Source organism: Pseudarthrobacter sp. NIBRBAC000502772 (assembly GCF_006517235.1).
Lineage (GTDB): Bacteria > Actinomycetota > Actinomycetes > Actinomycetales > Micrococcaceae > Arthrobacter.
This window is the reverse complement of sequence record NZ_CP041188.1, coordinates 4,467,662-4,481,605: the sequence shown is the minus strand read 5'-3', so window position 1 is coordinate 4,481,605 and position 13,944 is coordinate 4,467,662. Positions and strand designations below refer to the sequence as shown.

General features: G+C 66.8%; 13 protein-coding genes. 6 read left to right on the top strand and 7 right to left on the bottom strand.

Annotated elements, in window-relative coordinates; genetic code table 11:
- Positions 1 to 39: 39 nt before the first annotated feature.
- Positions 40 to 417, top strand: coding sequence for a hypothetical protein (locus tag NIBR502772_RS20750; protein ID WP_141141616.1), 378 nt, complete (start codon positions 40 to 42; stop codon positions 415 to 417).
- Here NIBR502772_RS20750 and NIBR502772_RS20745 read toward each other — a convergent pair.
- Positions 409 to 1,890: an ATP-binding protein gene (locus NIBR502772_RS20745; protein ID WP_141141615.1), complete on the bottom strand. Its 1,482-nt coding sequence runs from the start codon at positions 1,888 to 1,890 to the stop codon at positions 409 to 411. The genes NIBR502772_RS20750 and NIBR502772_RS20745 overlap by 9 nt on opposite strands.
- A 96-nt stretch (positions 1,891 to 1,986) precedes the next feature.
- Between NIBR502772_RS20745 and NIBR502772_RS20740 the strand changes: the two genes are divergently transcribed.
- Positions 1,987 to 3,552, top strand: coding sequence for a glycoside hydrolase family 1 protein (locus NIBR502772_RS20740; RefSeq protein ID WP_141141614.1), 1,566 nt, complete (start codon positions 1,987 to 1,989; stop codon positions 3,550 to 3,552).
- Positions 3,553 to 3,597: 45 nt separating this feature from the next.
- Here the strand turns inward: NIBR502772_RS20740 and NIBR502772_RS20735 are convergent, their stop codons facing one another.
- The 3 genes from NIBR502772_RS20735 to NIBR502772_RS20725 form a co-directional block, all read right to left on the bottom strand.
- Positions 3,598 to 4,449, bottom strand: a complete 852-nt coding sequence (locus tag NIBR502772_RS20735) for a formate/nitrite transporter family protein (RefSeq protein WP_141141613.1) — start codon at positions 4,447 to 4,449, stop codon at positions 3,598 to 3,600.
- Between the two features lie 39 nt (positions 4,450 to 4,488).
- Positions 4,489 to 5,571 carry an App1 family protein gene (locus NIBR502772_RS20730; protein WP_141141612.1) on the bottom strand — a complete coding sequence of 361 codons (1,083 nt, stop codon included), beginning with the start codon at positions 5,569 to 5,571 and terminating at the stop codon, positions 4,489 to 4,491.
- Positions 5,572 to 5,637: 66 nt separating this feature from the next.
- On the bottom strand, positions 5,638 to 6,369 hold the full coding sequence (locus NIBR502772_RS20725) for a DUF72 domain-containing protein (RefSeq protein ID WP_141141611.1): 732 nt from the start codon (positions 6,367 to 6,369) through the stop codon (positions 5,638 to 5,640).
- 150 nt (positions 6,370 to 6,519) lie between these two features.
- Here NIBR502772_RS20725 and NIBR502772_RS20720 point away from each other — a divergent pair, with 150 nt between their 5' ends.
- The 3 genes from NIBR502772_RS20720 to NIBR502772_RS20710 all read left to right on the top strand — a co-directional run bounded on the left by NIBR502772_RS20720 (position 6,520) and on the right by NIBR502772_RS20710 (position 9,474).
- Complete coding sequence (locus tag NIBR502772_RS20720) at positions 6,520 to 8,331, top strand: glycoside hydrolase family 15 protein (RefSeq protein ID WP_141141610.1); 1,812 nt, start codon at positions 6,520 to 6,522, stop codon at positions 8,329 to 8,331.
- A gap of 205 nt (positions 8,332 to 8,536) precedes the next feature.
- Positions 8,537 to 8,740, top strand: a complete 204-nt coding sequence (locus NIBR502772_RS20715; protein WP_371706719.1) for a hypothetical protein — start codon at positions 8,537 to 8,539, stop codon at positions 8,738 to 8,740.
- Entirely contained in the window at positions 8,737 to 9,474 is a 738-nt protein-coding gene (locus tag NIBR502772_RS20710) for an HAD family hydrolase (RefSeq protein ID WP_246848613.1), read from the top strand. The genes NIBR502772_RS20715 and NIBR502772_RS20710 overlap by 4 nt, the downstream gene beginning before the upstream one ends.
- A gap of 41 nt (positions 9,475 to 9,515) precedes the next feature.
- Here the strand turns inward: NIBR502772_RS20710 and NIBR502772_RS20705 are convergent, their stop codons facing one another.
- Genes NIBR502772_RS20705 through NIBR502772_RS20695 form a run of 3 tightly spaced genes read right to left on the bottom strand, consistent with a single transcriptional unit; the run spans position 9,516 to position 12,523 of the window.
- Complete coding sequence (locus NIBR502772_RS20705) at positions 9,516 to 9,893, bottom strand: sterol carrier family protein (RefSeq protein WP_104060550.1); 378 nt, start codon at positions 9,891 to 9,893, stop codon at positions 9,516 to 9,518.
- Complete coding sequence (locus NIBR502772_RS20700) at positions 9,893 to 10,909, bottom strand: asparaginase (protein WP_141141609.1); 1,017 nt, start codon at positions 10,907 to 10,909, stop codon at positions 9,893 to 9,895. The genes NIBR502772_RS20705 and NIBR502772_RS20700 overlap by 1 nt, the downstream gene beginning before the upstream one ends.
- A 36-nt stretch (positions 10,910 to 10,945) precedes the next feature.
- Positions 10,946 to 12,523 (bottom strand): molybdopterin-dependent oxidoreductase, encoded by a 1,578-nt coding sequence (locus NIBR502772_RS20695; protein WP_141141608.1) that lies wholly within the window; start codon positions 12,521 to 12,523, stop codon positions 10,946 to 10,948.
- 104 nt (positions 12,524 to 12,627) lie between these two features.
- Here NIBR502772_RS20695 and purD point away from each other — a divergent pair, with 104 nt between their 5' ends.
- Entirely contained in the window at positions 12,628 to 13,944 is a 1,317-nt protein-coding gene (gene purD / locus NIBR502772_RS20690; RefSeq protein WP_141142192.1) for a phosphoribosylamine--glycine ligase, read from the top strand.

Here is a 13,944-nt window from a genome sequence, read left to right as displayed (position 1 = left end):
GCCGGTAAGACGACAGCCATCACAGTGAGGAGGACACCAATGACCGAGTGGCGCCGTTACGATTCACACCTGATCCCTGCATTCCACGAACGCTTCGAACAACGCTGGGGCAAGGGCACCGCGCCGTTCCTGAACCCTGAAGCCCACGAAGAGCCGTTGCCCCGGGCCCAATGGATCAATCCCGTCACCGGCGCGGCCCTGGCAGTGGTGCCGGTGTGGACCGCAGAAGACGAACAGCAGCGGTCCTTCGGGGTGTTCTACCTCCCGCCGGCCGGCGACATCTGGGTGCTCCGGCCCGGATACACAGGCTACCTGGAACCGGCCGACGGCGACACGGAGCAACTCGTCACGCTGCGGAACGATGCCTACCGGAAGGCTGTTGCCCACGCCAAGGAATTTCTGTTCGGCTCACAATGAGTCGGCCGGCCCAGGCATTCCCGGCTTAGGAAATCCTGGGCCGGGGAACCCATGCCCGGGGAAACCATGCCCCGGGAAACCGGGCGAACCGGCCGCGTCCGTGCCGCTGCCCAGCAGGCTGCGGGTGAGGGTTTCGGCGTCGGCCATCAGATCCTCCACGGCCGCCGCCAGGTGCGAATCGGACACCGGGGTGTTATCCAGCGCCGCAGCCACCACCGCCCGCCGGACCAGTTCCCGCGCGAAGGAGGCGGTGGTTCCCGCCGTCCGTTCCGCGGCGGCATCCAGTGCAGCCGGGCTGAACGCCACCAGGCGGCCGTACAGTTCCAGCAGCCTGACCCGTTCGGCATGGGCCGGCAGCGGGATCTCCACCGCGAGGTCCACCCGGCCCGGGCGCTGCGCCAGCGCCCGCTCCAGCATGTCCGGCCGGTTGGTGGTGAGGACGAACGCGACGTCGGCGTCGTTATCCAGGCCGTCCATGGCGTCCAGCACCTCAAAGAGGAGTGGCTGCGGCCCGTGCCCGAAACTCCGGTCCTCGGCAATAAGATCGCAATCCTCCAGCACTACGATCGAGGGCTGCAGCGCCCGGGCCATGCGGGCCGCCTCGGAGATCCTGGCGAGCGATCCGCCCGAGAGGAGGATCGCCGTCGAGCCTTCACTTTGGCTCAGCAGGTGGCGCACGGTGTGCGTCTTGCCGGTCCCCGGGCGGCCGTACAGCAGGATGCCCCGTTTGAGATGCTGGCCGTGCTGTTTGAGGGACGCCCGGTGCGTGGCGATGCCCACGGTGTGGTCCGCGACCTTCTGCAGCAGGCCGTCGGGCATGATGACGTCCGACGCCGGGAGGCTGGGACGGTGGTGGAACGTCACCCCCGCGGTGCTCGGCCCATACTCGGACATGACCAGGGAGATGACCTGTCCCTTGAGGACGCTGTTGTTGTCCATCCGGAGGCGGAACTCGGCCAGGAACGCGGTGGCTGTTTCCGGTCGGGCGGCCAGCAGTTCCAATGTGGCGGACTGGCGCCCGGTCTGCGGGGCCGCGTCGCGCTGCAACACGGCCAGCTTGTGTCCTTCGCGGCTGAAGAGCCAGAGCCCAATGGCCACCGCCTGGCGCTGCTGGTCAGGTCCCACGGCAAGGTTCGTGTACTCGGGCTGGGAGAGCGGAAACTGGGGAAACAGCTGCGACTGCTGCACCATGTCGCTGAGCGAATGGTGGTGCCGCTGGCCGCCGCCGCCGATGCCCACCAGCCGGCTGTCCGGATCCTGACCGGCAAACTCCGCCATCAGGATGTCCGCATCCACAAACCGGTGCGGCGGGATGTTCTCCACCACCACGGAGAGGCCTTCAGCCGGCTCACCCAGGTGCTCCGTCAGCGCCTCAAGCAGCTGCTTGCCCGCCTGCTGCCGGTGGTTTCCGGCCTGCGCCAGCTGGACCAGCCCGGAAAAATCGTCGATGAACTTCCCCAGTTTTTCATCCATGCTCAGACCCTAGCAGCGACGCTCGTCAGCAGCCCGGCCGTGTGACATTCTGGGATGTACGCGTTCCACGCTTCCTCCTTCATAAGGGCTGACTCGATGCACATTTCCGCCAAGGACCTGGCCGCCCGCATCCCTGCGGACTTCACCCTGGGAGTGGCCACCGCGGCCTTCCAGATCGAAGGCGCGCTCACCGAGGACGGCAGGGGCCCGGCGGGCTGGGACGTGTTTTCGGCCAAGGAAGGTGCCATCGTGGACGGCCACAGCCCCGCCGTTGCCTGCGATCACTATCACCGGATGCCCTACGACGTTGCCCTCATGAAGCAGCTGGGCGTCGACTCGTACCGGTTCTCACTGTCCTGGCCCCGGATCCAGCCCAACGGCAGCGGGCCGGTGAACCCGGCCGGGCTGGCCTTCTACGACCGGCTCCTGGACGAGCTCCTGGCCAACGGGATTTCGCCCATGGTCACGCTTTATCACTGGGACACCCCGCTGGCACTGGACGACGCCGGCGGCTGGGTGAATCGCGATACCGCCTACCGCCTGGGGGAGTTCGCCGCGATCGCCGCTGCTGCTTACGGCGACCGCGTTGCCCGCTGGGTCACCATCAACGAGCCCGCCACGGTCAGCACTAACGGCTACACCATGGGCCTGCACTCACCGGGCGAAACGCTCATGCTCAACGCACTGCCCACCGTGCACCACCAGCTGCTGGGCCACGGGCTCGCGATGCAGGCGCTGCGGGCGGCCGGGGTCCCCGGCGAGATCGGGATGACCAACGTGTATTCGCCCATGGTCCCGAACTCCGTCAACCCCCTGGACTGGATGAGTGCGGGCCTGATGGACATCGCACAGAACCGGCTGTACGCGGACCCCGTCCTCACTGGCCAATATCCGGACATCATCCGCGCCGCGAAGTTCTTCGGCTCCTTTGACCATCCGGACGAGGACATGGAGATCATCTCCCAGCCGCTGGATTTCTACGGCCTGAACTACTACATGCCAACCAAGGTAGCCGTGGGCCCCGGTGACGGGGCGGTGCCGGCCACCATGGCGGAGGCCATGGGCAGCGACCTGAGTGCGGCCGGCAACGGTGCCACACCGTTCCACGTGGAGCCTTGGCCTGAGGCGGACATCACCGCCTACGGCTGGCCGGTGAAACCCGAGTACATCGGGGTGGCACTGAAAGAGATGGCGGAGCGGTACCCGCATCTGCCGCCGGTGATCATCACCGAGGGCGGGGCCAGTTTCGAGGACATCATCGTGCGGGACAAGTCCACCAACACCACCTTCATCCCGGACGAGCGGCGGCTGAAATACCTCTCGGACCACATCGAGTCCGCGCTGAAGGCCACGGCTCCCGGCGGTGAAGCAGAGGGCATTGACCTGCGCGGCTACTATGTGTGGTCGCTGCTGGACAACTTCGAATGGTCGGCAGGCTACAACCAGCCGTTCGGGTTGCTCCATGTTGATTTTGAGACCCTGGAGCGCACGCCGAAGGCGTCCTACTTCTGGCTCCAGGAGCTCATCGAAGAGCGGAACCTTGCCGCAGCGGCGAGTGCCGCCGTCGCGCAGGCCGCCAGTGAGGAACCGGATACCGCCGCTGATCCCGAAACGGCGGTATCTCCCGACGACGGCGTGACCACCTCGGGCGCCACCGCCTAGCCTCGTGGGGATATGTTGCTCGGACTTGGGCACGTTCACCGGAACCTAGCCGGAGTGGTGTGCGTCCTCCGGGTCCTCGGGTGAGTCATCGCGCCGTTCCTTCACCAGCTTGCTGGCACTCACCAGCCGCAGCGCGGTCACCAGCAGGATCCCGCCAAGCACGTTGAAGACCACTACATAGGAAAACCAGCCGAGCCATTCAAGGTAGTTGATGTCAGCACCCGTGTGGATGGCACCGAAGATCAGCAGCGAGTCCAGGATCGAGTGGAAGAGCTGCAGCCCGTAGAGCAGGAAAGCGCCAACGACGGCGGCCGCGATCTTGCCGGTGACGCTGTCCGTCCCGTGCTGCATGCGGGTCATCAACGTGATGGTGCTCCCCGCCAACACGGCAAGACACACGGTCTTCCAGTTAAACCCGGCGTCCAGATAGTAGTTGGCTTCCTTCGTGATGGTCTCGCTCCACTGCGGGAACGCTGTCATGATCAATGCCATAAACAGCCAACCGCCCACCAGGTTGGCAATGAGTGTGCCTCCCCAGAGCTTCCCGAGCTGCGCGTAGCTTGCCTCCCGTGCAACGACAGCGGCAATGGGTACCAGGAAGCCTTCCGTGAACAGTTCGCTCTTGGCCAGCAGGAGGGCGATGAGTCCTGCACTGAAGGCCAGTCCCGCGAGAAGGTGGTTCCCGGTCTCATAGAGAACGGCGAGGTAGGCCATGATGCCAACGCCTATTTCAAACCCGCCGAACAAGCCGGTGATGAGCACGTCCCGAAAGGAGCGGTTCAGCCGCTGCGCGCCTTCCTCAACCGTGCGGTCGAAGGATTCCTCCACCTCCTCCTCAACCGGGCCTGGATTGTCGCCAAGTTCCCGCCGCCGCGCATCGCCGTCGGTGTCGCTCATGCGTGTCGCCTATCCGCCTGAAAGTGTGTGGTGATGGATCTAGAGGAGGTCCAGGAGCTTGAGCTGTTTGGCCATCCCCGCGCCGTCCGGTGAATAGATCCAGGGGACCACCGACGTGGTGTGGTCGCCGTCCTCGGAGTGCCCGCCGGCGAAGACGGACTCGCTGACGGAGAGCTGCCGGATGGCGATGGCGGCCACTTTGTCGGCGTTTTCCTGGGCGAAGCCTGAATAGATCTGTTCGTCGTGCTGGCCGTTGTCGCCGATCAGGAGCCACCGCATGTCCGGGAATTCCTTGGCGAGGCGCTCCAGGTTGCGGTGCTTGTGCTCCTGCCCGCTGCGGAACCAGCGGTCCTGGGTCAGACCCCAGTCCGTAAGCAGGAGGGCGCCGGATGGATACATGTTCCGGCCCAGGAACCGCGCCAGGGTGGGGGCAGCATTCCACGGACCCGTGGACAGGTAGATGACGGGCGCGTCCGGGTGTTCAATGGTGAGCCTCTCCAGCAGGACCGCCATCCCCGGCGTCGCCATCCGGGCCCGTTCGCTGAGGACAAACGTGTTCCACAGGGCCAGGAACGGCCTGGGCAGGGCGGTGACCATCACGGTGTCGTCGATGTCGGACACGATGCCGAACTTCGCATCGGCATCGATCACCTGGATCAGCGTCTCCACGGGTTCGGTCCCGTCAGCCCGCAGGATGGCCGTGTGCCAGCCCGGCGGGAGCTGCACGTCCACCACGGTGTCGATCAGGCCGCCACGGTCCGCCCGGACCCGGGTGGTGACGCCGCCGATGGTAATTTCCACCTCGATGAACTGCAGGGGGACGCTGGTGAAGGCCCGCCAGCCGCGGACGTTTTGTGTGCCGTTGCGGGCAGCCTGCTCGGCCCGGCTGCCCGGGGCCGGATTCTTGGTTAACAGGACGCGGCCGAGCACGCGTACCCAGCCGGTCGAACCATAGCCCTGGTACGCGATGGTCTGCGGCGCGAAATTCCAGCCCTTGGCGAGCTGGATGCGGACGGCGTTGACGACGGCGGAGATCCGGTGCGCCAGGCGTAAAAGCTGGGTGCCGGACAGCGGTGCGGGGTGCGGAGTGTTCTGCGGTGAATTCTGAGGAGCCCTGTCCATGTCTCCACTCTGCCACAGCGCAACCGCGCGCCGGGCACCCTGGCGGTCCCGCCGTCGTGCGTGACGTCAGCCTCCACCGAGGAGCCAGCGGAGGGTGTCGGCGTTCCGCACGGCGTTCCCGCCGCCGTCGTTGTTGAAATAGGCATAAACGTCCTTGCCGGCCGCCGACCATTCGCGGATCCGGTCAGCCCACCACTGCAGATCGGTATCGGAGTAGGAGCCGCCGTACAGGTGATGATGGTCAGGCCCGTGGAGCCGGATGTAGACGAAGGGTGCCGTGGCGCGGAGGATGCACGGCAGCTGGGCGCCGCTCATGATGCAGTAGGCGGCCTGGTGCCGTTCCAGCAAGGCGTAGACGTCCGGATGGTCCCAGCTGGGGTGCCGGAACTCCACGGCCACCCGGATCCACCGCGGGACCGCGGCGAGGAAATGATCCAGCCGGGCATCATCGCGCTGCAGCTGCGGTGGCAGTTGGACCAGCAGGACAGCGCGTTTGTCTCCCAGTTCGTGCCAGCAGCGGGCGATGCGCTCCAGCCAGACTTCGGGTCCGTAGAGTTTCTTGCCGTGGGTCAGGCCGCGCGGAGCTTTGACGGACATCACGAACCCGTCCGGGAGCCGGCGCCGCCAGCTGGCGAAGGACGTGTCCCGGGGCCACCGGTAAAAGCTGGCGTTCAACTCAACAGTGCCAAACCGGGAAACGTAGTGCTGGAGCCTGTCCCGGGCCGGGAGGCCTGGCGGGTAGAGCACGTTCTCCCAGTGGTCATAGCTCCAGCCGGAGGTGCCGATATGGACAGCCACGGTCAGCTGACCCGCAGGGGAGAAGGGTGAACCATAATGCCTCCGGTGTTCGTGGACCGGCCGTCAACTCAGGCTACACCGCTGTGCTTTGCCACTATCATCCACGGTTGTTTTCTCCGGCAGGGCCCATCCGTGTGGCAGTGTATGGGAATGGCGCGCATTGAAGATTATGCAGTTGTTGGCGACCTCCACACCGGCGCCCTGGTCAGCACCGAGGGCTCCATCGACTGGCTTTGCCTGCCGCGCTTCGACTCGCCAGCATGTTTCAACGCGCTGCTGGATACGCCGGAGGCCGGACGCTGGCTACTGGCACCCGAGAGCGGCGGCACCTGCACCAGGCGCGGCTACCGGGAGGGGACCCTGATCCTGGAAACAGAATGGGAAACCCCGGAGGGTGCCGTCAGGGTTATTGACTTCATGCCGCCACGTGACGAGGTGGCGGACATCGTGCGGATCGTCGAGGGCGTGAGCGGAAGCGTCAGGATGCACGGTGAACTGGCGCTGAGGTTCGACTACGGGCATATCGTTCCATGGGTGCGGCGCGACAAGCACGGCCTGCATGCCATCGCCGGCCCGGACTCCGTCTACTTCGTTACTAAGGCGCCGCTTCACGGCGAGGACATGCATTCCGTCAGTGACTTCACGGTCCAGGCAGGGGAGCGCATCCCCTTTGTCCTGACGTGGGCCCCCAGCCACGTTCCCCGCCCGCACACGGTGGACGCCGAGGTAGTGCTGGGCACCACCCTGGCCTTCTGGCGCGGCTGGTCATCCCAGTGCACCGTGCAAGGAAAGTACCAGGATGCCGTGGTCCGTTCGCTGGTGACCCTGAAGGCGCTGACCTACGCTCCCACGGGCGGCATCGTCGCAGCGGTCACCACGTCCCTGCCGGAACAGCTGGGCGGTCCCCGCAACTGGGATTACCGCTTCTGCTGGCTGCGGGACGCGACCATGACGCTGCAGGCGCTCCTGGCCGCCGGCTACACCACCGAGGCTGCCGCCTGGCGTGACTGGCTGCTCCGCGCTGTGGCGGGCGATCCGGCCGACCTGCAGATCATGTACGGAATCCACGGCGAACGCAGGCTTCCGGAAATGGAGCTGCCGTGGCTTGCCGGGTACGAGAATTCAAAACCGGTACGGACCGGCAACGGCGCCGCCGAGCAGCTTCAGCTGGACGTTTGGGGCGAGGTCCTGGACTGCCTGGCGCTGACCAGGAACTCCCTGCTGAAACATACGGACGAGTCCTGGGACGTTCAAGTGGCCCTGATGCAGCACCTGGAGACCATCTGGGACCAGCCGGACAACGGGCTCTGGGAGATGCGCGGGCCGCGGCGCCATTTCACGCACTCCAAGGTGATGGCCTGGGTAGCCGCAGACCGGATGGTTAAGGGCGTCCGCGATTTCGGCCTGCCCGGCCCCGCGGAACGCTGGGAGGCTCTTCGCGACACCATCCACCGGGACGTCATGGCCAACGGCTTCGACCCCGTCCGCAACACTTTTGTGCAGGCGTATGGCCGGCCCGAACTGGATGCCAGCCTGCTGCTGATCCCGCGGGTGGGCTTCCTGCCCCCGGATGATCCCCGAGTGCTGGGGACCATCGACGCGATCCAGCGGGAGCTGACCGAAGACGGTTTTGTGCTGCGGTACCGTCCCGCCGACAGCGACGACGGCCTCCCGGGGGACGAAGGCGTGTTCCTGGCCTGCTCCTTCTGGTTGGTGGAGGCACTGCTGGGTGCGGGGCGAACCGAGGAATCCACCGAACTCTTCGAACGGCTGCTGGAACTCCGCAGCGATGTGGGTCTGCTCAGCGAGGAGTGGGGCGTCAGGGCGGGGCGGCAGCTGGGCAATACACCCCAGGCCTTCAGCCACTTCGCGCTTGTGACAAGCGCTCTTGAGCTGCATCAGGATACAGTTCGCCGAAGTGACACACCTATTCCCCCGGAGACCGAAAGGGTAGGGCAATGAGGGCCCGAGGGGTCCGCCCGCTCTTCACCTCCGCGGGATAGGTAAGTATACTTACTAGACCCGCGGAGCGCTCCTATTAAGGCACAGCGCCGCGACTGAACGAGGGGTGGTTGTAATGGCCGGACATTTTGAGTTGGTGGATGCGCCTGACGGCGGCTATCGCGTGCGGATGTTGGATGGTTCAGGAAGCCTGATGGCTATCTCGGTGACTTTCCCAACGAAGCGGGCCGCGGTGGCCGGCATTGCGATGGCCCGCGAGATTGCCGGCACAGGCCTGATCAGGGACTTCAGCAGCAACGGTGCCGGAGCCGTCATCCGGGACCGGGTTGGTCCCGTGTCCTCCCCGAAAGACAATGCGGCTGCCCGCGCCAAGAAAATGTCCGGGGCCGCCCGCGTTGTAGCCGGGTGATCACCCAAAGCCACGCCTTGGTCCGCGGGCGGCGGTTCGGCGTCCTTTTTGACGTTGATGGAACCTTGGTGGACTCCGCCTACATCCACACGCTCGCGTGGTGGCAGGCGTTCCGCCAGCACCAATATGACGTCCCCATGGCCGCCATTCACCGGTGCGTCGGGATGGGTGGCGACCGTTTGGTGGACACGCTTCTTCCTGCTGGCCGGGACCGCGAGGCCGACGCCGATATCCTGGCCAGCCATGCGGCGGTCTTCGCGCAGAGCTGGCCGTCGCTGCGTCCGTTCGACGGCGCCAAGGAGCTGCTTGCGCAGTGCCACGCCGGGGGACTCGCCGTCGCCCTGGCATCATCGGCGCGAACGCAGGATCTGACGGCCACCCGCAAAGCCCTCGGTGCGGACGCGTTCATCCATGCCGCCACCAGCGCCGACGATGCGAAGGCAAGCAAGCCGGCTCCGGACATCCTCGTGGCCGCGCTTGAAGCTGTTGGTGTGGCCGCGGCCGGAGCGGTCTATGTGGGGGATGCGGTGTGGGACATGCAAGCTGCTGCCGCGCTGGGAGTCCCTGCCATCGGCGTCACGTGCGGCGGGACCAGCGCCGCCGAACTCCGCGAGGCAGGCGCGGCCGAGGTCTACAACGGCCCCCGGGACCTCCTGGACAACCTGCAGGCCAGCGCCATCGGCAGGCTGCTGACGCTGGAATTGAACCCCGCAGCGCGAACCGGCAGCACATGACGTCAAAACCCGGATTTGCGGTTATCTGCTGCCGGTTCGCGTTAGAGGGGCAGCAGGGCTGAGAGGTCAGCGCGCAGGCCGGAGGCGGACACCTTGTGCGCCGCGACAGCGTCCGCCCAGCTCAACTGGCCGGTCACCATTCCCAGCCAGGTGGCGGCGTCGCACTCGATCACGTTGGGCGGGGTTCCGCGGGTGTGCCGCGGTCCCTCCACGCACTGGGTGACGCCGAACGGCGGCACCCGCACCTCCACCGAGTTCCCCGGTGCCCGCGCGGTCACCTCCTCCAGCGTGTACCGCACGGCCGTGGCCGTTACGTTGCGGGGGAGCGGAACGTCCGACGGCGATGCGGCGGCTTCCTGCCACGCGGCCAGTGCCGCTGTGCCTTCTTCAATGCCGATCCGACGGCGTGCTACAGCCATCAGTCCAGGAGCGCGGACACGGCCGGGCCCAGGCGGATCTTGCCCACCTCGTGGCTGCCGCCCATCACCGGGGCCACCACTTTTTCGAGGACGCTGGAGACGCCCGGAATATCCACGGCGCCAACCGCGGCGAGGAGGGTCAGGCCCACCAGGGACGTGGCGCGCAGATTCCCGTCCAGTATCTTGATGGCCACCGAGACACCCTGGGGTGTGGCCATGGCCAGGACGCCCTCGGCGCCGATCTTGGCGATGATGCCCAGTTCGTCCATCACGATGGTGTTGGCCTCGCCGCGGCCCTGAACGGCCCAGGGGTAGTCGAGCATGGACGTGGCGATGGTGGCGGCGCGGGCGTTGGAATTCTTGTCACCCGGGGCCTTGGCCAGCATCGAGAACGCTCGCGCCAACCCGGTCAGCGAAATGGCGGCCACCGGGGCCCCGCACCCGTCAATGCCCAGGTGGGCGATTCTTTCGCCGCTGTATTCCTCGATCACGCTTCGGACACGCTGCTGCAGCGGATGGTTCGGTTCGAGGTAGCTGTGGGTGTCCCAGCCGTTTTCGGTGCAGGCCCACAGGAAAGCGGCGTGCTTGCCGGAGCAGTTGAAGGCCAGCTTCGATTTGCCCTTTTCGGACCGGACCAGCCAGTTGCGGGCCGTCTCGTCCTGCGGCCAGGCGGCGGGGCACTGGAGCTGGTCCTCCCGGACGCCGGCGGCCTTGAGCATTCCCTCCACCACGTCCATGTGGTCCAGGGAGCCCACGTGGCTGCCGCAGGCGAGGGCCACCTGAGCGCCGCGCAGCGGAACTCCGGACTGCATGGCCGCCAGGGCCTGCAGCGGTTTAAGCGCGGACCGTGCGTACAGGGGAGTCCGGATGTCGCCGAGCTCTGTGACGACGGACCCATCGCCGGACAGTACGACGGCTGAGCCGATGTGCCGGGACTCCACAAAACCGCTTCGTTCAATAACGGCGAGTTCGACGGCGGAGTCCACGGTGAATGTGGCATGCGGGTTGTGCGGCATGTTGCCAGTCTAGGGGCGGAATCCACGAATGCCGGGCTACTCCACGGTGACCATGACCGACTGCCAGCCGGAGGCGCCGTCGGGCACCGGATCGGCTCGCTGATCGGTCTGGACCTCGCCCGTTCCGTCGGTGGCGCGGACCTTGATGTAGTGCGGCCCGGGCGTGGCTTCCCAGTCGAAGGACCACTGGCGCCACGTGATGAGGGACGCCTCGGTGGACAGGACGGCCTCGGCCCAGGGGTTGTTGTCGATCTGGACTTCCACCTTGGTGATGCCGCGGGTCTGCGCCCACGCAGTGCCGCCGATCGCCACCCGGCCGGCGGGCACCTTGGCGAAGGACTTCGGGACTTCCACCCGGGCCATGGTCTTGATGGGGCCGCGCTCGGACCAGCCGCGCTGGGTCCAGTAGGCCTTGCTGTCCGCGAACCGCGTCACTTCCAGGTCCACCACCCACTTGGTGGCGGAGACAAAACCGTACAGCCCGGGCACCACCATGCGCACCGGATAGCCGTGCTCCAGCGGCAGGGGCTCGCCGTTCATGCCGATCGCCAGCATGGCGTCGCGGTCATCCTGCAGGACCTCCAACGGGGTGGAGGCGCTGAAGCCATCGATCGACGTCGACAGCACCATGTCCGCGCCGTCCTTGGGACGCGCCCGCTTGAGGACCTCGCGGATGGGAAGGCCGAGCCAGCGCGCGTTCCCGGCGAGGTTTCCGCCCACGGGATTGGAGACACAGGTGAGGGTCACGTGCGATTCGATGAGGTCGGCGTCGAGCAGGTCCTGGAAGGTGAGGCGGACCTCTTCCTCCACCAGCCCGTGCACGCGGAGCTCCCAGTCATCGGCGTTGATTTCGGGGACGCTGAGGGCGGTGTCGATCCGGTAGAAGTCCCCGTTGGGCGTGATCCAGGGTGTCACGCCGGCCGCGGGTGACTGGACGCCGGCGGGCACAGGGGCTGCCGTCTTTGCCGGGGCGGGCAGCTGCAGGGCCTCGCGGGCCTGGGAGATGTTGCTGCGCGCGGCACTGAGCAGGCGGCCGCCCGTGGCTGCGATCCCGGCGCCGATGACGGTGATTCCGGCGGCCGCGAAGAAGCGTCGGCGGCTGGTGGCGGGACGGTCAGGTTCCGCGGCGCCCGTGTCGGCAGGCGCCTCGGGCCAGGATTTCAGCCGCCAGAGCGGGGCGATCAGCAGCCGCAGCACTACCAGCCCGGCAACTGTGCCCAGCACGGTGGGGATGGCATCAATCGGCTTCACGCTGGCCCGCGTCACCACGCTGGCCACGATCACCGCGCCCATCAGCAGCACACCGGCAACGCCCAGCGCCCACCTGCGGTAGGCCACCACACCCAGCACGCAGGCCAGCAGGAAAATGGTCAGGCCCATCCCCACAAACAGCGCGGCTTTGTCATTGGTGCCGAACGTGGCGATGGCAAAGTCCTTCATCCACGGCGGTGTGAAGTCGATGAACGTGGACCCCAACGCAATCACCGGAGTTGCCCGGGCGGTAAAGAACGCTCCGATCAGCTCCGCAACGGAAAGTACGACGGCGGCAGCCGCCACGCCTGCCAGCGCGGCCATTGCGGCGGGGTCCTTGAGCCACTTCAGAAGCTTCTTCATGCCTTGGATTCGTTGCGGCGGGCCGCAGGGATGGCCGGGCGAGGACACAGCTTAGGAGCACCCCCTTAGGAAAGGGCAGGGTGCACAAAGTACCCTTGGAGACTGTGAAGGTACTCGTCATTGGCCCTGGAGGCCGCGAACACGCCATTGTCCGCTCCCTGCTCGCCGACCCCAACGTTTCCGAGGTCCATGCGGCTCCCGGCAACGCCGGCATCAGCAAGCTGGTCCCCACCCACAACATTGACGGGAATGATCCCGACGCCGTCGCGGCGCTGGCCACCAAGCTCGGCGTGGACCTCGTGGTGGTGGGCCCCGAGGCGCCGCTGGCGGCCGGTGTGTCCGACGCCGTCCGCGACGCCGGCATCCCGGTCTTCGGCCCCAGCAAGGCCGCAGCCCAGCTGGAAGCCTCCAAAGCGTTCGCCAAGGAAGTTATGGCCGAAGCGGGGGTCCCCACGGCCATGGCGATGGTGGCCACAAACGCTGAGGAAGCCGCCGCGGCCCTGGACACGTTCGGCGCACCCTACGTGGTGAAGGACGACGGCCTCGCGGCCGGCAAGGGCGTGGTGGTCACCAACAACCGCGACGAAGCCCTGGCCCACGCGCAGACGTGCTTCGACGCCGGCGGCACCGTGGTGATCGAGGAATTCCTCGACGGCCCCGAGGTTTCCGTCTTTGTCCTCTGCGACGGCCGCAACACCGTGGCACTGTCCCCGGCGCAGGACTTCAAACGCATCTTCGACAATGACGAAGGCCCCAACACCGGCGGCATGGGTGCCTACACCCCGCTGGAATGGGCCCCCGCCGGGCTGGTCCAGGAAGTCATCGACCGCGTCGCGCAGCCCACGGTCAATGAAATGGCGAACCGCGGCACCCCGTTTGTGGGTGTGCTGTTTGTTGGCCTGGCGCTGACCACGCGCGGCACCCGCGTCATCGAATTCAACGTCCGCTTCGGCGACCCCGAGACGCAGGCCGTACTGGCCCGGCTCAAAACCCCCCTCGGTGCGCTGCTGCTGGCAGCCGCCAAGGGCGAACTGGACAAGGCAGACGAGCTGCGCTGGTCCAAGGAGACCGCAGTCGCCGTCGTCGTCGCGTCCGAAAACTACCCGGACACCCCGCGCACCGGTGACCGCATCCGCGGACTCAAGAAGGTGGATGAGCTCGACGGCGTGCATGTGATCCACGCAGGCACCGCGCTCGACGACGACGGCAAGGTGATCTCCGCCGGCGGCCGGGTACTCGCCGTCGTTGCCCTCGGCAGCGACCTGGTGGAGGCCCGGGAACGGGCGTACGACGGCGTGGAGCTGGTTCAGCTGGAAGGCTCCCAGTTCCGGACGGACATCGGCCGCAAGGCCGCCCGCGGTGAAATCAAGGTAACGGCCCTGGCCACCGGAACGCTCCCCGTCACGAAGGCGAAGGCATAA

Excerpts from the sequence above, each read along its gene's own strand:
- NIBR502772_RS20695 (WP_141141608.1), bottom strand. The coding sequence starts at position 12,523 with ATGAAGAAGCTTCTGAAGTGGCTCAAGGACCCCGCCGCAATGGCCGCG.
- NIBR502772_RS20750 (WP_141141616.1), top strand. The coding sequence starts at position 40 with ATGACCGAGTGGCGCCGTTACGATTCACACCTGATCCCTGCATTCCAC.
- NIBR502772_RS20720 (WP_141141610.1), top strand. The coding sequence starts at position 6,520 with ATGGCGCGCATTGAAGATTATGCAGTTGTTGGCGACCTCCACACCGGC.
- NIBR502772_RS20705 (WP_104060550.1), bottom strand. The coding sequence starts at position 9,893 with ATGGCTGTAGCACGCCGTCGGATCGGCATTGAAGAAGGCACAGCGGCA.
- NIBR502772_RS20735 (WP_141141613.1), bottom strand. The coding sequence starts at position 4,449 with ATGAGCGACACCGACGGCGATGCGCGGCGGCGGGAACTTGGCGACAAT.
- NIBR502772_RS20740 (WP_141141614.1), top strand. The coding sequence starts at position 1,987 with ATGCACATTTCCGCCAAGGACCTGGCCGCCCGCATCCCTGCGGACTTC.
- NIBR502772_RS20730 (WP_141141612.1), bottom strand. The coding sequence starts at position 5,571 with ATGGACAGGGCTCCTCAGAATTCACCGCAGAACACTCCGCACCCCGCA.
- NIBR502772_RS20745 (WP_141141615.1), bottom strand. The coding sequence starts at position 1,890 with ATGGATGAAAAACTGGGGAAGTTCATCGACGATTTTTCCGGGCTGGTC.
- NIBR502772_RS20700 (WP_141141609.1), bottom strand. The coding sequence starts at position 10,909 with ATGCCGCACAACCCGCATGCCACATTCACCGTGGACTCCGCCGTCGAA.